We start from the raw sequence: 18,960 nt of genomic DNA on the forward strand, positions 1-18,960 counted from the left end.
ATTAAAATACCGCGTCCTCGACATGAAGATATCTCTTTCATACCTTATAGTCCAGGGCGGCAGAGGGAATAGACCCTTTTCCGGCTTACGCGGCCCAGGGGTGGCCCTGGACCGCTATATTGTACATTTGGGGAATATAAAGGTTCCGGCTATTCAGACCTGGCCGTCTTGACCTTCCTCTCCGTCTCGAAAAGAAGCATCTTTCCGGATGGATCAGCGGTGATACTGAGCTTATCGTGCCGGCTGATATCTCCCGACAGCATCTTCTCGCTGAGTGGGTCTTCGAGAAGTTTCTGAATAGCTCTCTTCAGGGGCCGCGCTCCCAGAGTGGGATCGAACCCCTTTTCTATGATAAGTTCCTTCGCCTCAACTGTTATCTCGAACTCGAGCTTCATCGAATCGAGTCTCGTGTAGAGGTCCTTGAGAAGAATATCGATTATGTTCATAAGATCGTCGCGGTCAAGCTGCCTGAATACGATAAGTTCATCGATCCTGTTTATGAACTCGGGATTGAATATCTGTTTGGCGGCTTCCATGATCTTGTTCTTCATATGCTCATAACCGGTATCGACTTCCTTTTCATCAGACGAGACGAAGCCGAACCCTTTTTTACTCCTGACATCTTTAGCGCCGGCATTCGAAGTCATTATCAGCACGGTGTTCTTGAAATCGATCTTCCGCCCGAACGAATCGGTGATATTCCCTTCTTCGAGGATCTGCAGCAGAAGGTTGAATACATCCGGATGTGCTTTCTCTATCTCATCGAGAAGAACGACCGAGTACGGTCTTCTTCTGACCTTTTCCGTCAGCTGTCCTCCTTCTTCGTATCCGACATATCCCGGAGGAGCTCCTATCAGTCTGGAGATAGCGAATTTTTCCATGTATTCAGACATATCTATCTGTATGAGCGCGTTTTCACTCTCGAAAAGAGTAGCCGAAAGCGTCCTTGCAAGCTCTGTCTTCCCGACTCCCGTCGGGCCGAGAAATACGAACGAGCCGATAGGCCTTTTTGGGTCTCTCAGACCGGCACGGTTTCTTCTCACCGCTTTCGCAATGGCAAGAAGAGCCGGCTCCTGGCCGATCACTCTTTTCCTCAGTTCTTCCTCAAGATTGAGAAGCTTGACAGTCTCTTCCTCCTCGACATCGGAGACGGGGATACCTGTCATATCAGAAATCACGTTGGCGATGTCCTTTCCCGTGACGATCGACTCGGTCTCCTGCCTGTGCTCGGTCCACTCCTTGTACCTTTCCTTCAGTTCCTCGCGCAATCCCTTCTCCTGGTCACGGAACGAAGCGGCTTTTTCGAACTCCTGGGACTGGATCGCCGATTCCTTTTCCTTCGACATCTCTTCTATGCGCTTTTCCATCTCGCGGAGTTCATCGGGAGTAGTCGTGACAGAAAGCCTCGCCCTCGCTCCCGCTTCGTCTATGACATCGATTGCCTTGTCGGGAAGGAACCTGCCCTGTATATACCTCTGCGAGAGATATACAGCCTGTTCAAGGGAATCCTGATCGAACTTGGTCCTGTGATGAGCTTCGTATTTATCTCTAAGCCCCTCGAGGATAAGGACCGATTCGTTCTCGGTAGGAGGACTGATTATAATCGATTGAAAACGCCTTTCAAGGGCTCCGTCCTTCTCGATATGCTTCCTGTACTCGTCGAGTGTCGTCGCCCCGATACACTGGATCTCACCCCTTGCCAGAGCTGGTTTGAGCATATTGGAAGCGTCGATCGCGCCTTCCGCTCCACCTGCACCGACGATCGTATGGATCTCGTCGATAAAGATGATGACCTGGTCGTTATCGCGTATCTCGGCTATGATATTCTTAAGACGCTCCTCGAACTGTCCTCTGTATTTTGTTCCAGCTACTACAGATGCTAGATCGAGCGTAGTTATTCGTTTATCCTTGAGCAGTTCAGGGACCTTGTTGTTCACGATCGCCTGAGCGAGGCCTTCGATTATCGCCGATTTCCCCACACCCGGTTCACCGATCAGGACGGGATTGTTCTTCTTGCGGCGGCAGAGGATCTGTATGATCCTGTTCATCTCTCTTTCACGCCCGATGATCGGATCAAGCTTATTCTCCCTTGCCAGCTGGGTCAGGTCTCTTCCGAACTGATCGAGTGTAGGAGACTCGCTTTTCGATTTTGATGATTTCCCAGCTCCGATATTTCCTCCACCCTGATGAAGTATCTTCATGATCTCTTCACGGACCCTCTTTCGATCGACGCCGAGTTCAAGCAGTACCCTGGCTGCCACTCCCTCACCCTCCCGTATCAATCCAAGAAGGAGGTGCTCTGTGCCTACATAGTTATGCCCCAGAAGCCTTGCTTCCTCGACCGAAAGCTCCAGGACCCGTTTCGCCCTCGGAGTAAGTGGAATCTCACCGAGGGTTAGCGTTCCGCCGGTAGGTTTTACGAGGTTCTCGATCGCCTGCTGAATCTGTTCGAGATCAAGATCGAGTTTCTGAAGGACCCTTGCGGCAATCCCTTCACCCTCGCGTACTATCCCGAGAAGCAGATGCTCTGTTCCTATATAATCGTGCTGCAGCCTGTTAGCCTCGTCTCTCGCGAGGTATATGACTTTTCTTACTCGTTCTGTGAACTTGTCGTTCATGACATCCTTTCGAAAAACCGCAATGGCCTCTCTAATCTTTCTTTAATCTCGATCGTATGTGGTCGGCGCGAATCCTGTCCCTTTCCTCAGGTCCCAGCGCCTTGCCATAGAGCCTCTGCAGATGCATCGGCTGGATAATAATCAGAATTTCGTTCAAATCTGCCAGTTTTATATCGGTAATGATCCCCAAACCGATACCAAGCCTGATAGCTGAAATCAAACTCATTGTCTCTTTTGAAGTTACAAGCCTGGCACTTTTCAGGATACCATAAGACCTCCAAATCTTGTCTTCCAGCAAAGTCCGTGCCTCCCTCAGAAGGCTCGTGCGCGCTTTTTTCTCGAACTCAATGACCTTCCTGATATGCGAATCAATATTCGTCACCGTATCAGCTTCTGAAAGCCCCAGGGTTATACTGTTCGATATCTGGAAAAAGTTCCCGACTACCTCGCTTCCCTCACCATAGCTGCCACGGACAGTCAACCTTACATGCCTCAGGCCGTCAATTACGCCTCTTATATCGTTATTATGGACCAGTCCGGGCAGATGCACCATCGCTGATACCCTGAGTCCAGTCCCCACATTCGTCGTACAGGCGGTCAGATAACCGAGCCGCTTGGAAAAGGCGAAATCAAGCCGTTCATCCAGTTCATCGTCAAGATCACCTATCCTCTTGAACGCTTTTCTTACTGAAAGACCCGATTCGAAAGACTGTATTCTGAGGTGATCCTCCTCGTTGATCATGATACTGAGTTTTTCGCCTTCTTTTACGGCCAGGCTTCTATTGGAGTAATTCCTGACCATCTCTTCGGAAATAAGACGCCTTTCAGCGAGGATCATCCTCTCGCCTTCCGATATATCGTCCATATCCACTATCGTCGCCTTGCCGAGCATATCGGTTCTCAGAACCGCTTCCTTTACCTCACGGGACATCTCAGCGAGGAGCTCCGGCTCGGCAACATGCGAAAAGGGTCTGTTTTCAAGGTTTCTGGCGAGCCTGACCCTGGAAGAAAGGACAATCTCACTCTCATCGCCATCGCTTGAAAGCCATTCAGCCGGTTTCTTCAGCAGTTCCGAGATATCAGCCATCGAGCCTTCCCTCCGATTCGTCCTTTTCTTTCAGAATCTTTATCTCATCCCTGATTACCGCTGCCTGCTCGTATTGCTCAAGTTCAATCACTCTGCCGAGCTCGTACTGGAGTTCTTCTATCCTTCTCGAAAGATCGACGCTTTTTCCGTATCTTACCGGGACCTTACCCTTATGAGTGGTATCTCCGTGTATGCTGCTCAGAACCTGGTCCAGCCTCACTCTGAATATATCATAACACTGAGCGCAACCGAGTTTTCCCGATTTTTTGAAGGCAGCGTACGTTCTGCCACACCCGGGGCAGCGTTTAGTCGCCGATGTCCCCTTGCTCGTCTCCGCCGCGAGATTCATCAGTCCGGCGAGAAGGTCTACCTTCTCGAAATTGCTCTTCTTGAGGTAATCGAATCCTTTTTCCTCGGCGCAGACCGTGCAGATATGTATTTTCTCGACATTTTTACCTATCACGTTGGTAAAATGAATCGTGGCTTCTCTTTCCTTGCAGAATTGACAGAGCATATCATCCCTTTTCTGCCTCGAAGAGCTTTCCGTCTCTGAGAAGGAATCCCTTGTCAGCACTGTTAAGGATCTCTTTTTTGTGTGTCACTATAACGAAAGTCTGATTCCTCGATCTGCTCAGTTTTGTTATCAGAGTATGTAATACCATGCTGTTCCTGTCATCGAGATTACCTGAAGGCTCATCGGCAAGTATTATCGCCGGTTCGTTCATCAGAGCCCTTGCCACGGCGACTCTCTGCTGCTCCCCTCCCGAGAGTTCGGCAGGTTTATGCGAAGTCCTCTCCTGCAGCCCGACATCCTCAAGAAGTCTCCTGGCCCTTGCCTCAATCTGCCCGTCAGGGCTACCACGAAGAACCGCGGGCATCATTACATTCTCGAGGGCATTGAATTCCGGGAGAAGATAGTGGAATTGAAATACGAAACCGATATCCCGGTTTCTGATCATGTTCAGTTCTCTCGCGCCGCACTCGACCGGATCCTTTCCCTTTATCAGGACCCTGCCGCCATCGGGGGTGTCAAGTGTGCCAAGCAGATGCAGCAGTGTCGATTTTCCGGCACCGGATTCACCGAGGATCGCTATCACCTCGCCCTCGCCAGCTTCGAAATCGAGTCCCTTCAAAACCTCGATCTTTCCCATTTCCACGTCGAATACCTTGGACAGATCTTCAGCTTTCAGAACATTCATATGCTACCTCTGTTAAAATATACTTTTTCTTTCTCTTCCTGGCAAGCTGTCCTGTTCCTTTCGCCGCCTCGGACACCTCACCTAATCGAACCTGATCGCGTCCAGAGGAGGCATTTTGCAGGCCTCCCAGCTTGGATATATCGTGGCGGCGAAACAGATGACCAGTGACGCCGCGCTGACCATAAGGATATCAGCAAGTTTGACGACTACGGGCAGCGTGTTAATAAAATATATGTCTGCCGGCAGATCGAGATGCACGGCTGAGAGGATCATGCATATACCATAGCCGAGTAATACTCCGAGTACAGTCCCGGCAAGCCCGATGATCGTCCCCTCCACCATAAAGATCGACATGATACCCCTCGACGACGCCCCCATCGACCTCAGTATCCCGATCTCGCTTCGTTTTTCCATTATCACCATAGTAAGCATTCCCACGAGATTGAATGCCGCTATAAGGATTATAAGGGCGAGAAGAAGGAACATCAGTATCTTCTCGACCTTTATGTAGCTGAAAAGACTACTGTTCATATCTATCCAGTTATTCGTGCCATATTCATAGCTCTGAAGCCTCTCCTGTATGGCGTCATCTATATCTTTCGCCCTGTATATATCGTCGACCTTGATTCCGAGCCCCCTTATCGAAGATTCGAAATCGTACAATTTTGAAGCGTCCCTGATATCGATATAACAGAACCTCGAATCGAATTCGAAGACTCCCGTCTTGAAGAACCCTATGACCCTGAAATCCATCAGCCGTGGCACGATCTCTCCCGCCTTCAGATCGGCGGGAGCGCTGACAAGCGTCAGTTCCTCAGCCAGCGATATCCTCAGATCATCCGCCAGCTCCTGCCCGAGGACGATCCCTGGCAATTCCTCGCCTTCATAGAACCCACCCGTCTCGAAAGTCGTAACGGGTGGATAGAAGGAATCTATTACAGTTGAGACGTTTCTTTCCCTCTCGATCTCGATACCCTTTATTATCACACCCTTTGTCTTCACGCGAATGCCTGGGATCAGCTCGTAATTCAGTATCGACTCACCGCGTACGAACGGGGATGAAGAGATGACGCCTGGCACATTTCCTATCTCCGCCGAGATCGAGTCGATATCGGCCCACGCCTTCGGGGACCTGGCGAAAAGGAGTACATGCGTGTTGAATTCGATTATCCTGCTTCTCAGTTCGCTCTCGAACCCGTTCATCAGTGACAGGACGATCACCAGAGTCGTCACGCCTACGAGGGTGCCACCGACCGCGATTAGAGTCACTCTCGAAACGAATCCGCTTCTGTGCCGCGCCTTGAGGTACCTCAGAGCGATCGAAAAGGAATAGTGCATCTGTGCTACCTTCCCTCTCTGCCGGTCTCTGGCCGCATCTGGGGAAACAGGATGACATCCCTTATCGATGATGAATTCGTCAGAAGCATCACCAGGCGGTCGATCCCCACGCCAAGTCCGCCAGTAGGAGGCATTCCGTATTCAAGAGCCCTGATGTAATCATCATCGACCGGGTGCATCTCATCGGCGCCCTCTTCTCGCGTCCTTACCTGTTCTTCAAACCTCGCCCGCTGGTCTATCGGGTCGTTCAATTCGCTGAAAGCGTTAGCCACTTCGAATCCCGCTATATACGGTTCGAACCTCTCGACAAGCCCTTCTTCCTCCCTGTGCATCTTTGCCAGGGGGGAAAGCTCGACCGGATAGTCGATGATAAAGGTGGGCTGGATCAGGTGGGGTTCCACCAGCTCCGAAAACAGTTGATCGAGAAGCGCGGCCTTGCCCGACACACCATCGAGACCGATCTCCTTTTCCCTCGCGACTTTTTCCAGATCCTTTACTGTCGCTCCGCGCAGATCGAGACCTGTCCTCTCCTCGAGCGAACCGAAGAATGTCAACCTTTTCCATGGAGGAGTCAGATCGAGTTGATGTTCGCCGAAGACTATCCGGGATGAACCGACGACCTCTTCGCAGAGCCTCTGGTACATCTCCTCAAGAAAACCCATCATGTCGTTATAATCCCAGTACGCAGCGTAGCATTCAAGCATGGTGAATTCCGGATTATGCGATTTGTCCATCCCCTCGTTCCTGAAATCTTTCGCGAATTCAAAGACTCTCTCCATTCCTCCCACGATCAGCCTCTTGAGGTAGAGCTCGTCAGCGATCCTCAGGTAGAGCTTCATGTCGAGAGAGTTGTGATGCGTCACGAAAGGCCTCGCCGAAGCCCCTCCGTAAAGCGGTTGAAGCACCGGTGTCTCGACCTCGAGAAAATTATGCTCTTTGAGATAGTTCCTGATCGTATCTATGATCATCGTCCTTTTCTGAAATACTTTCATCACATCATCGTTCACGATAAGGTCTACGTAGCGTCTCCGGTATCTCAATTCCTTGTCCTGCAACCCATGGTATTTTTCCGGAAGGGGTAGAAGTGATTTGCTCAGAAGTTCAAGACGGCTCACCTTTATGGTCAGCTCTCCGGTCCTTGTCTTGAACATGACTCCCCAGATCCCTATGATATCGCCGATGTCGAGCAGCCTGAAGACCTTCCAGTCAGTCGCGCTGACTTCAGCATCCTTGATGTAAAACTGTATCTCTCCCGTATCGTCCTTGATATTTCCGAAAGAAGTATGCCCATGTCCCCTCAGAGACATTATCCTTCCCGCCACGGCTATATCTCCGCCGCTTTCCAGAAGCGTCTCTTCACCCGAATGAAGTCCGCTTATACGGTGCGTTCTCTGAAACCTGTACGGATAAGGGTTTATTCCGGTTTCGCGAAGCCTGTCAAGTTTCTCAAGCCTGTTCTCTCTTTCACGCCCACCTTCGTGGACAATCTCATTCTCTTTCACCTTCAGTCAGTCCTTTCTTTCATTCTCAGGAACGCTTCTATGAAATCATCTATTTCTCCATCCATGACGGCAGTAATATTTCCAGTCTGAACATTGGTCCTGTGATCCTTGACCATTGTGTATGGATGAAACACATAGCTTCTGATCTGGTTTCCCCAGGAAATGGCCTTTTTTTCCCCAGTGATCTTCGATTTCTTCTCTTCTTCCTCCTCGAGGAGTTTTACGTATATCCTCGATCGCAGCACTTTCATCGCCATTTCCCTGTTGCGGTGCTGTGACCGCTCGTTCTGGCACTGGACGACGATCCCGGTCGGATAGTGCGTTATCCTTATCGCCGAATCAGTCTTGTTCACATGCTGTCCGCCCGCCCCGCTCGCCCTGTACGTATCGATCCTGATATCCTCAGGATCGATCTCAACATCGATATTATCGTCCACCTCCGGATAGACGAATACCGAAGCGAAGGAAGTGTGCCTCCTATGATTGGCGTCGAAAGGCGATAACCTTACAAGCCTGTGGATCCCCGCCTCAGCCTTCAGTCTTCCATAGGCGAGTTCACCTTTCACCTCGATAGTCGCGTTCTTGATCCCAGCCTCGTCTCCCGGCTGAAGATCGAGAAGTTTGAATTTATACCCTTTTTTATCCAGGTACCGCGTGTACAGCCTCAACAGCATCTCGGCCCAGTCCTGAGATTCCGTGCCACCGGCGCCGGGATGAATGTTCATCAGCGCGTTGCTTCTGTCGTGTTCTCCGGAAAGGAGGATCTCCAGTTCGAAACTGTTCATCCTCTTTTCAACAGCCTTCATCTCCGACTCTATCTCGCCCAGGATGCTATTGTCCCCATCTTCGCTGAGAAGCACCAATTCTCTCAGCGAGCGGATCTCATCGTTCAGCGACGAAAACGGTTCAGTTTTGCTTTTAAGAGATTTCAGCCTGGTTATAAGTTCTTCCGCTGTCTCACGGTCGTCCCAGAAACCTGGCGATGACATCTTTTCCTCGATCTCAATGGTCTGTGCGGACATTGTTTCAAGGTCAAAGATACTCCTTGAGGCTGGAGAGTCTTTCTTCCATATCGCTTACATATTCTTCGATCTCTCTTATCGGTAGATTTTCGGTCATCGGTCTTCTCCCGTCCGGGCAAACGTTTTCCCGCTGTAAATACTGTCAATAATTCCTTCTTCTTTAAATATAGCGCCCCGCTCACGAAAGGGCTAAAGCGCTGATGAATTTTTCGCGTATATCAACGGTTTTCCTCAGCAGGGCTTTACGCGAACAATCGGTATCTATCGTGACGCCTGCCCTGTTCCATTCATCCTCCATACCCTTCTGCGTCTCTATCCTCCTGCGCGCCTCGCTGGCGTCGCACTTGTCTCTTTCGACAATTCGTTTTACTCGGGTCCGTTCGGATGCCCTGGTCGTCACGACCAGATCGGCCCTGAACCTGAATTTATACTGAAAATACAGTACAGCATCAAGAACAATGTATTTATTCCGGCTCCTGCTTTCCCTGACTGTCTTTGATACAAGTTCCTTCACAAAGGGACGCACCGTCCGGTCGAGAAGCGCCATCATACGCAGGTCCGAAAAGACAATACGTCCAAGTTTCGCCCGCGATACCGTTCCGGAACGGGTAAACACTCCCGGACCGAACCTTTCCATCAATTTCTCTTTAAGCGCGGGGTCATCGTAAACCCCGTGTGCCAGAGCGTCCGCGTCGATTATTTTCCCGTCCTTTCCGGCAAGTATCGCCGCGACTGTCGATTTTCCCGAACCGATCCCTCCCGTAACAACGATCAAGGGAGCTCTCATCAATGGGCCTCCAGCCAGTTTCTACCACTTCCGATCTCCACTTTCAGCGGAACTCTGAGTTCAATTGCTGATTCCATCAACCTGACGACGAGTTCTTCCATATCGCCGAGTTCCCCTGGAATAACGTCAAATACAAGTTCGTCATGCACCTGAAGTATCATCCTGGACTTCATTCCTCTCCTTGATATCTCCCTGTCGATCTCGATCATGGCGATCTTGATAAGGTCCGCGGCTGTACCCTGGATCGGCATATTTACCGCGATCCTCTCCGAGAACGACCTGAATCTTCCGTTGCTGCTGTTGATATCGGGAAGCGGCCGCCTCCTTCCAAGAAGAGTCTCCGCGTATCCCTTTTTCCTCGCCGATTCGACAGACGAATCGATAAACTCCCTTATCCCTGGATATTTTTCGAAATATTCATCTATGAATTTTTTCGCTTCCTCGAAAGGTATCCTCAACTGCCTTGATAAAGCACGGGCTCCCTGTCCGTAAAGGACGCCGAAATTGATCGTCTTGGCCGAGACCCGCATCTCCCTGGTGACCTGTTCCTCATCCACGCCGTAGATCCTCGCCGCCGTTCTCGAATGTATATCACTGCCGTCTATGAAGGCAGAGACCAGCTGGGGATCTCCGGAGAGATGGGCCATTAGCCGCAGTTCGATCTGCGAATAATCGGCGTCGAGAAGCATATTGCCTTTCTCCGGTATAAAAGCGCTTCTTATCTTCCTGCCCAGCTCAGTTCTGATCGGTATGTTCTGAAGGTTCGGATCGCTTGAAGACAGCCTTCCGGTCGCCGCCACAGTCTGATTGAAAGAAGTATGGATCTTGCCTGTCACCGGATTTACGAGACCGGGAAGGGTGTCGACATAAGTGCTGAGCAGTTTTGACATCTGCCGGTATTCGAGTATCAACCCGGCGACCGGATGATCGATCGCGAGATCCGTCAGTACGTTGACATCGGTCGAATATCCGGTTTTCGTCTTTCTCGCCGCGGTCAATCCCATTTTCTCAAAAAGGATCCTCTGCATCTGCTTGTTGGAATTGATATTGAATTCCTCTCCCGTCATCTCATGGATCTTCGACGTAAGGATGTCGATCTCCGACTTTATCTCTCTTGAAAGTTCGCTGAGCCTGGAAGTATCAAGCGTCATTCCGCTGTCTTCCATTCTTTTAAGAACGAAGCTGAGCGGCATCTCGATCTTCCCGAACAACTCCCCGAGAGGGTTGTCTTCGAGTGGACCGGTGAAATATTCTTTCAATCTGAAGGTGTAATCCGAATCTTCGCAGGCATACGCGGCAAGTCTTTCAAGAGGGACTTTTCTTATATCTTTTTCCCTGTCGCCCTTCTCGAAAAGTCCGCTGTACGGGATCATCCTGTGCCGAAAGATATCGAGAGCCAGATTGTCAAGCGAATGCGATCTTCTCGAAGGATCTATACAATACGACGCGATCATCGTGTCCCACGTCACGTTGGCGACTTCGAACCCGTGCGCCTCGAGTACCTTCAGGTCGTACTTAATATTATGCCCGGCCTTAGTCGTCTTTTCACTCGCCAGGACCGGGCCGAGGATATCCCTTACCCGTTCAAGCGGGATCAGCGAGCTCTCTTCGTCTACTTCTTCGTCAAAGAGGCCCGTTCCCCCGACGGCCTTTCCCGCTACCGGGACATACCAAGCCTTTCCTTCCGAAAAGCAGAAGGAGATACCTACAAGTTCCGCCCGGTAGGCGTCCAGCGACGTTGTTTCCACGTCAAGCACGAATCCTCCCGAGTCTTCCAGCATCCCGGCGAGCTTTCCGAGATCTTCCTCCCTGACGATCGTGTAATCATCTTCCGATCGTTCCTTATCGCCTCCAAGGGAAAGCTCCTCGATCATCTGGTTGAACTCAAGGCTGATGAACAGGTCTGTCAGCCTCTCATCGTCCCTCTTACGACGTTTCAACTGGTCGAATCTGATACCGACGGGAACATCTATCAGTCTGACCAGTTCCCTCGAGAAAAGACCTTCATCCTTCCCCTCCGATATCTTTTTTCCTATGTGGGCAGGTTTGATCGACCCTGCGTTTGCAAAGATGTTTTCGAGATTATCGTACTCGTGAAGAAGCTTAAGCGCCGTCTTTTCGCCGATACCGCGTATCCCCGGTATGTTATCGACGCTGTCGCCCATCATCGCCAGGAAATCAGTGATCTGTTGCGGTCTCAATCCATACTTCTCGTTGAGCCATTCCGGACCGATAGTATCAGAAAGATTGTTGCCTTTACCCGGTCTTATCATCCTGATCCTGTCGCTTAAAAGTTGAAAGAGGTCCTTGTCACTGGATACTATCCTGACATCATGGCCGTTTCCCGCGGCATCGAGGGCAATGGTGGCTATTATATCGTCTGCTTCGTATCCAGGACTGGCTATGACCGGGATCCCCAGCGATTCGATGATATCGACGATCACCGGCAACTGTGACTGGATATCTTCCGGCATAGGTTCACGCTGAGCTTTGTATTCTGCGTATTTCTCATGCCTGAGCGTCTCTCCCTCTGAGTCAAAGACGATGGCGATCATCTGGGGATCGTAACTGTCGAGCAGCCTCAGGACAAGCCGCGTAAATCCGAACGAGGTGCTGGTATTCTCACCCCGGGAATTTGTAAGAGGATTGCGTATAAAGGCGTAGTATGACCTGTAGGCTATGGCGTGACCATCAATCAGGAACAGGGCCATTTTGACTCCCGGTTTCTTCTATCCGATGTAAAGCGATCTCTCTTCAATATACCTGGCAACGCTTTCCGGGACAAGATAGCGTATCGACTTGCGCTCGGCGACACGCTTCCTTATACCGCTCGAGGATATCGAATTCGACGCGCCTGTCAGAAAGATGATCGCAGCTTCCGAGGGCAGAGGGGAATTCACGGTATGTCCCGGCCTCTGCATCGCGATGATAGTCGCGTTTGAGAGTATTTCTTCCGGATTCCTCCAGCGCGTTATATCATTGAGCGAATCGGCTCCGATAATAAGATGTATCTGATCCCTGCCGAACCCTTTCTCCCTGAAATGCAATATCGATTCGAAGGTGTATGAGATATCTCCTCTATCTTCCAGGTCTGAGATGAAGAACCTCTCGTTTCCGGCGATCGCCAGTTCCACCATGATTTTTCTGTCACTGAAGGAACTCATCCTCCCTGCGCTTTTGTGCGGAGGATTCGAGGTGGGAATAAACAGCACCCTGTCGAGCGATGCCGCTTCCGCGGCCATCTCGGCGAGAATCAGGTGCCCGGTATGAACGGGATCGAAGGACCCTCCAAAGAGCCCTATTCTCTCCCTACTCTTCACTATCCTTTTCTCCCTTTAATGAAAGGATCCTTTCGCGTGCTTTCTCTTTCCCGGAAAACTGGAATTCCGAGGAAATGCTTTTTCCGTATTCTGCTATGGCGTTTTCAATTTCACCGCGTTCCTCGGCTATCACACCCTTGTGGTAATGCGAAAGATCTTCCCAGACCGTCCCCGGATATTGCTCGATCACTTTATCCAGGTAGACCAGAGCGGCGTTGTAATGCTTGCGCGACAAATAACTCCTGGCATTCATGAATTCTTTTTCGCCGAGCAGTTCGAATATCTCTTTCCTTGTCTTCTCGGCTTCGGCTCTCCTCGGACTGTCGGGAAAGAGTTTGAGAAACCGGTTGATCCGGCTCAGAGCCTCGTAAGTCTTCGCCTGGTCTCTTTCAGGCCGCTGCCTCTGCATGAACGCGCATAGTCCTTCGAGGTAGAAAGCGTCATCAATATATTCACTGTAGCCGTAATCATTGATGAGTATCCTGTACTCTATGGCGGCAATCGGATAATCCTCGTCGAGCCTCAGGCATTCCGCCAGCCGGAACTGGGCGTAATCGGCCCGTTCATCACCGGCGAAGACAGCGAGAAAATCCTTGTACTCGAGAGAGGCATCTGCATATTTCTCTTTCTGGAAAAGCGATTCGGCCAGAGCAAGTTTCGCGTCCGGCTGATTTATCCTTTTAGCGGTGTATGGACCACCGCAGGACGTTATCAATAATGCTGCCGAAATGATGATCCTGGCGGATCCCGATATATATCTACCTTGCCTTTTCAAGCTCCACTATCCTTTCTTTCGCTTTCTCGGCCAGTCTTCCGCTTGACCCGAGATTTATATATATGACTCTTTTATAATATTCGATAGCCGTATTTATCTCGTGATTCGATTCGAATATCTGAGCGAGCATAAAATTCGCTTTTTCCCTTACGAGAGGATTATCAGCCGAACCTGCAAGATCGCGAAGCAGTGACTCCGATTCGTCTGTCTCGCCACCGATAAAAAGTTCCTCGCCCGCGTTTAGGAGAAGATTCTCCAGTTTCCATTTAGCCGTCGAAACCATCCGGCTTTTTGGATATCGTTCCTGGAAAAGCCTGTACAGATCTATGGCCTTGATCGTCTCCCCCAGACCCTCGTAGGTGGCTCCGAGGTCGATCATCACTTTCGCGGCCCCCATTGAATCGGGATATTGCGCGAGATATCTCGTAAAATAGAATTTCGCTCCTTCGTAATCCTTTCTTTCAAGGAGAAGCTCTCCCGCCAGAGAGTTATACTCCCTGAAATCGATGTTGTTCCTGTAATTCACCGCTCTGAGGATAAACCTTTTACCACGTGAATCCTGTCCTTTTTCAAGACTCTCTATCGCTTCGACCTGAAGGACCTCGGCAAGCTTCGGGGCCCAGAGACTGTCGATGCTGTAGATCTCGGCGAAAGAATCATCCGCATCCGATTCTCTTCCGAGTTTTAGAAGGGCTTTACCCGAAATGAAGAGCAATTCGGGACTCCTGTCTCCTCCGCGCCTGAAATGATGTTTAACCAGAAAGACCGCCTCGCGGAAATTGTCCTTCTTGTACTCCTCTTCCGCCTGTTGAAGCAGCGTCTTCTTCTCGCATGAGAGTGCTGATGAGACTATCAGCCCCGCCAGCGCCAGCGATATATATCTCTTGTTGAGAAAGGAAATGACAGATCGACCCCCCCTCATACCGGTTATCATTCCGTACTGGTCTGATTTGAAAAGAACAGATAGACAAGTCCTGTCACGATCCCTGTCACGACGACCGGTTCAACGAGCTTGCTCCAGCGAAGTTCTTTTCTGGGCGGTCTGGTAAAATCGTATTGCGGATCCTCTACGCGCTCAAGGAGTGAATATGAGATCACATCCTCATATTTTTTCTGTGTCTCGCCGACCCAGATGATATCTCCGGTCGACAGGTCTGTCAACTGGGTGAAGACGCCTATCTCGGCAAGCCTGTCGACCTGCTTGGATCCGACCCAGTAACTGCGGTGAATGTCCGGGTATTTGAAATCCAGCCTTATCAACTGATAACTTAACCTGTAATCAGCGGTCTTCTCCCCCTCTTTCGTCGTTACAAGATCTTCAGCCACTCTCATTCCAGCATTCGTCATCGTCTTGATCATGGCGTTCTTGAAAATGATGTCGATACTGCCGGCGCCCTTCTCTTTTGACAGGAAGATCAGTTTCTCTCCCGCGAGACCGGGCATGTTGGCTCTGAGTTCCGCTATAGCCTCGAGAGAGATCTTTTCTATGATCTCGTAATTAGTCGGTATTTTTTCACCCGCACCAGGCGAACCCGACACGGGAAAGGTGTTAAAGACCAGCACAAGACAGATTATCGCCGGAATTCTCGACATAGCACCATTCTCTCTGAAAGAACTCAATCAACGACCTCCATGGGGGTAGATCAGCTATTATTACTTAATAACCGGCCGGCAGTCATTAACTCCCACCTTAACGTGAATTATATTCAGTATTTGCAGACAAATGTCAATCTAAATCTTCCCTGACCGTGGCGAAAAGATCGTATGCTTCTACTTCGGTTACATCGGCCAGAGAAAAACTGCCAGGTTCTGTCTTTCTGCCGGAGAGGTATATCACTCCATCGATCTCGTATGACTGGCCGTAGAAACGGCCTGTCCCCCACACTCCGGAAACGGGAGCATGGTCCGGCGCAACGAGATCATCGACAAGCACCTTCAACCTCTTACCATCCCTTTCCGCCAGCCTCTCGTAAGATATATCCATCTGAATGGAGATTACCTCATCGGCTCTCGACCTGGCTGTATCTTCAGAAATAGTCGATCCTAGACTCGCCGCGGGAGTGCCATTTTCAGCTGAATATGAAAAAACACCTACATGATCGAACCTGTATTTTTCAAGAAAATCGGTCAATTCCTGAAAATCCTCATCCGTTTCCCCGGGAAACCCCGTCATGACTGTCGTCCTCAGTACCATCCCGGGGTCGATCGATCTGAGGGTCCCGATGATATCCTCAAGCTCCCTTCGCCCGTACCCGCGCTTCATCCTCCTGAGCACTCCGTCAGAGACATGCTGGATCGGGATATCGAGGTAGGGTATTATGATACCTGATTCCGAAAGACGGCATATCTCCTTCGCGTCGGTATGCGCCGGATGCATATACATCAACCTTATCCAATCGAATGAACCTCGATCTGCTATATCTTCGAGAAGGTGGTACAGCGACTGCTTTTCTCCGGTCTCATGACCGTAAGCAGTCGTATCCTGCGCGATTATTACAAGTTCCTTGATTCCTGCCGCCGACAGGGCCTCGATCTCGAAAAGAATATCGCCTCGGCTCCTGCTTTCGAGTTCTCCCCTTATCGAAGGTATCTTGCAGTAGGCGCAGTGATTTGAACACCCTTCCGATATCTTGAGATATGCGATGTGAGAAGGAGTGAAGAGCCTCCTTCCCGCCTTCCCGATCAGTAGACGGTCCGGAGGAGATATCGACGGTATGACAGGGCAGCTGCGATCTGTCACGATATCGGCGAGGGATTCCATCTCTTTTACCGGCAGGAAGATATCGACTTCCGGTATAAGTCCGACGAGTTTTTCCCCTTCCCGGGTTACGAGACATCCGAGTACGGCCAGGATCTGGTCTTCCCTTCTGCCTGAAGAGACCCTGAGGATCTCGTTTACCGATTCTTCCTCCGCTATGGAAATGAAAGCGCAAGTCGTGATGACAAGAAGATCGGCCGACGCCGGATCGCCAGTTTCGCGCCAGCCTTTCTCTTCAAGCCTGGCCGCTGTCCGTTCAGCGTCGACAAGATTTTTTGGACACCCCAGATTGAAAAAATGATAGGTTCCGGGAGTGATCGAAAAGTCAGATTCCTTCATACTCTTCACGGCTGATCAACACTTCCCTTGCCTTGCTTCCTTCGAACGGACCGACTACTCCCGATTGCTCGAGCATATCGATCAACCTCGCCGCTCTCGCGTACCCGACCCGGAGCCGCCTCTGAACGAGAGAGATCGATCCCTGCTGGTGCATTATGACAAGTTCCCGCGCTTTTTCATAAAGATCGTCGTCGATATCGGCATCGGCGTCAGGTTCTGGCCCGGTCTCGGCTGAAAGGTCTATCTCTCCTCCCCCCTGGAACGACCTCCAGTAATCGGCAACGTTCTCAGCCTCTTTCTCCGAGATGTAGGCGCCCTGGATCCTTACCGGGGCCGGGAGATTCTTGGGAAGATAAAGCATATCGCCGTTACCGAGAAGAGTCTCCGCTCCATTGACATCGAGGATCGTCCTGGAATCAGTCTTCGAGGTCACCTGGAAAGCGATCCTCGATGGAAAATTGGCCTTGATAAGACCGGTTATCACATCTACCGATGGCCTCTGAGTGGCGAAGACGAGATGTATCCCGACGGCCCTCGCCATCTGGGCAAGCCTGGTGATCGGAGGATATATCTCGTTGCCGAGCGTGACCATGATATCGGCCAGTTCATCTATTATGCACACATAGTAAGGCAGCGTGGAAAGAGCCTCACCAGTCTCACTTTCGACCAGCTTTTCAGAAGTGACCTTCTGGTTGAATCCCTTGATATTCTTCACTCCGAACCTGGCCAGCAGCTTATAACGCCTGTCCATCTCTATTGTCAGGTAGTTCAGGACCTTCAGGGATTGCTTCGCCTCGGTGATCACCGGATGAAGAAGATGGGGAATATCGTTGTAGGTGATCAGTTCAAGACGTTTTGGATCGATAAGTACGAATCTGCATGTCGCCGGGGTATGGTTGAAGAGCAGGGAACAGATAATGGTATTTATACAGACGCTTTTCCCGCTCCCCGTAGCTCCGGCTATAAGAAGATGCGGCATATCCGATATATCGACGAAAACCGGTTCACCGGTGACGCTCTTACCGAGCGAGACCATCAGTCCATCCTCCGCGGGCGGAAAATGCTCCAGCAGTTCTTTCAGAACGACCATCTTGGGTTCGGGATTCGGCACTTCTATCCCTACCGCTCCCCTTCCGGGGATCGGAGCCTGGATCCTCAGCGCCCTGGCCGCCAGGGCGAGAGAGATATCATCGGCGCGGTTGGCAATCTGACTGACCTTCACTCCCGGCGCCGGCACGAATTCGAAGGTCGTCACGACCGGTCCGGGCAGGACCTTCTGTACCTTACCCTTCAGCCCGTAATCCTCGAGTTTCGCCTCGATCACCTCAGACCTCGCGATCAGATCCTCCTTGCTGTAGGTAATCGTCGATTCATCATAGTCATCCAGGATCGACAGGTCGGGTAACGGCGCGTTATCTGCCGGCGTAGCGTCTGCTCCGGCGACGACAGGAGGTTTTTGCGCCGTATTGGGCCTCGGCAGAGGTCTTCTTTTTCTGGGAGCCGGAATATCGATCTCTACAGGCTCCTCATCGAGTTCATCATCGGAAGGCTCCGGTTTTTTCTTTTTCTCCCCCTTTGCCCGGATCGAACGTTTTTTTCCTGCCTGGGTCTTCCGTTCCCCGCGCGGTTGTTTTTTATTTTCCCTGCTGACTGAACGTGTAAGCGCGCCGAAAATATCAAGCTCGACGATCCGCTCGATCATTCCATGGATTGAACCGAAAAGCAGCACGAGAAGAGTCAGCATAGTCGCTGAAACAAGGATTATCAGGGATCCTATCCTGCCGGAGATAAGCCGCAGGAAAGCATCGACTCTCTCCCCGGCAAACCCGCCACTGTCACTATCGCTGAAGGCGGAAAAAAGAGCGGCGACAAGAACGGCAAGTATCCCGACACAGACGAGATGCTTCGCGTGTGCCGATATTTTTCTTCCCGACAGGAGGATCCATCCCCAGTAGAGAAAGAAAAGCGGCACGATCCACGAGACGACAGGCCCGACCGCTATTCTGAGAAACCCCGCGATAAAAGCTCCAAATGGTCCACAGAGATTTCTCGCGCCGAGGAACGATCCCCAGTCGCGAAAATCGTACGAATAGAGCGCCACGCCGATAAACACCGAAGCACTCACCAGCAGAAGTCCTGTCGCTATCTTCTTTTTCACCGCCATGCTTCAATCCTGTCAGTATTCACCTGGCGACCGATCATCGCCTTCATGCGG

15 protein-coding genes are annotated in these 18,960 nt (G+C 50.9%); all 15 read right to left on the reverse strand.

Annotation, left to right across the window (positions count from 1 at the left end; genetic code table 11):
* Positions 1-149 precede the first annotated feature (149 nt).
* On the reverse strand, positions 150-2,618 hold the full coding sequence (locus JW814_07800; protein ID MBN2071343.1) for an ATP-dependent Clp protease ATP-binding subunit: 2,469 nt from the start codon (positions 2,616-2,618) through the stop codon (positions 150-152).
* A 31-nt stretch (positions 2,619-2,649) separates the two neighbouring features.
* Positions 2,650-3,705 (reverse strand): protein arginine kinase, encoded by a 1,056-nt coding sequence (locus JW814_07805; GenBank protein ID MBN2071344.1) that lies wholly within the window; start codon positions 3,703-3,705, stop codon positions 2,650-2,652.
* Positions 3,698-4,219 carry a UvrB/UvrC motif-containing protein gene (locus tag JW814_07810; GenBank protein ID MBN2071345.1) on the reverse strand — a complete coding sequence of 174 codons (522 nt, stop codon included), beginning with the start codon at positions 4,217-4,219 and terminating at the stop codon, positions 3,698-3,700. Before JW814_07810 ends, JW814_07805 begins: the two co-directional genes overlap by 8 nt.
* Position 4,220: 1 nt before the next feature.
* Positions 4,221-4,904, reverse strand: coding sequence for an ABC transporter ATP-binding protein (locus tag JW814_07815; GenBank protein MBN2071346.1), 684 nt, complete (start codon positions 4,902-4,904; stop codon positions 4,221-4,223).
* Between the two features lie 81 nt (positions 4,905-4,985).
* Entirely contained in the window at positions 4,986-6,242 is a 1,257-nt protein-coding gene (locus JW814_07820; GenBank protein MBN2071347.1) for an FtsX-like permease family protein, read from the reverse strand.
* A 5-nt stretch (positions 6,243-6,247) separates the two neighbouring features.
* Positions 6,248-7,729, reverse strand: coding sequence for a lysine--tRNA ligase (gene lysS / locus JW814_07825; protein ID MBN2071348.1), 1,482 nt, complete (start codon positions 7,727-7,729; stop codon positions 6,248-6,250).
* A gap of 17 nt (positions 7,730-7,746) precedes the next feature.
* Positions 7,747-8,863, reverse strand: a protein-coding gene (gene prfB, locus JW814_07830) for a peptide chain release factor 2 (protein MBN2071349.1) whose coding sequence is annotated in 2 segments (ribosomal slippage) — positions 7,747-8,790 and positions 8,792-8,863 — 1,116 coding nt in all. Because the reading frame shifts where the segments join, the coding sequence is not laid out codon by codon here.
* An 81-nt stretch (positions 8,864-8,944) separates the two neighbouring features.
* On the reverse strand, positions 8,945-9,553 hold the full coding sequence (gene coaE / locus JW814_07835) for a dephospho-CoA kinase (GenBank protein MBN2071350.1): 609 nt from the start codon (positions 9,551-9,553) through the stop codon (positions 8,945-8,947).
* Positions 9,553-12,264, reverse strand: coding sequence for a DNA polymerase I (gene polA / locus JW814_07840; protein ID MBN2071351.1), 2,712 nt, complete (start codon positions 12,262-12,264; stop codon positions 9,553-9,555). Before polA ends, coaE begins: the two co-directional genes overlap by 1 nt.
* An 18-nt stretch (positions 12,265-12,282) precedes the next feature.
* Positions 12,283-12,873, reverse strand: coding sequence for a nicotinate (nicotinamide) nucleotide adenylyltransferase (gene nadD, locus JW814_07845; GenBank protein MBN2071352.1), 591 nt, complete (start codon positions 12,871-12,873; stop codon positions 12,283-12,285).
* The gene (gene bamD, locus JW814_07850) at positions 12,863-13,648 is read right to left on the reverse strand and encodes an outer membrane protein assembly factor BamD (GenBank protein MBN2071353.1); all 786 of its coding nucleotides are present in this window, start codon (positions 13,646-13,648) and stop codon (positions 12,863-12,865) included. Before bamD ends, nadD begins: the two co-directional genes overlap by 11 nt.
* Positions 13,632-14,570, reverse strand: coding sequence for a tetratricopeptide repeat protein (locus JW814_07855; GenBank protein MBN2071354.1), 939 nt, complete (start codon positions 14,568-14,570; stop codon positions 13,632-13,634). The genes bamD and JW814_07855 overlap by 17 nt, the downstream gene beginning before the upstream one ends.
* An 8-nt stretch (positions 14,571-14,578) precedes the next feature.
* Positions 14,579-15,268: a hypothetical protein gene (locus JW814_07860; GenBank protein MBN2071355.1), complete on the reverse strand. Its 690-nt coding sequence runs from the start codon at positions 15,266-15,268 to the stop codon at positions 14,579-14,581.
* 106 nt (positions 15,269-15,374) lie between these two features.
* On the reverse strand, positions 15,375-16,754 hold the full coding sequence (gene rimO, locus JW814_07865; protein ID MBN2071356.1) for a 30S ribosomal protein S12 methylthiotransferase RimO: 1,380 nt from the start codon (positions 16,752-16,754) through the stop codon (positions 15,375-15,377).
* Positions 16,732-18,909: a DNA translocase FtsK gene (locus JW814_07870; protein ID MBN2071357.1), complete on the reverse strand. Its 2,178-nt coding sequence runs from the start codon at positions 18,907-18,909 to the stop codon at positions 16,732-16,734. Before JW814_07870 ends, rimO begins: the two co-directional genes overlap by 23 nt.
* Positions 18,910-18,960: the final 51 nt, after the last annotated feature.

This window comes from Candidatus Krumholzibacteriota bacterium, assembly GCA_016932415.1.
In the GTDB taxonomy this organism is placed as follows: domain Bacteria; phylum Krumholzibacteriota; class Krumholzibacteriia; order Krumholzibacteriales; family Krumholzibacteriaceae; genus Krumholzibacterium.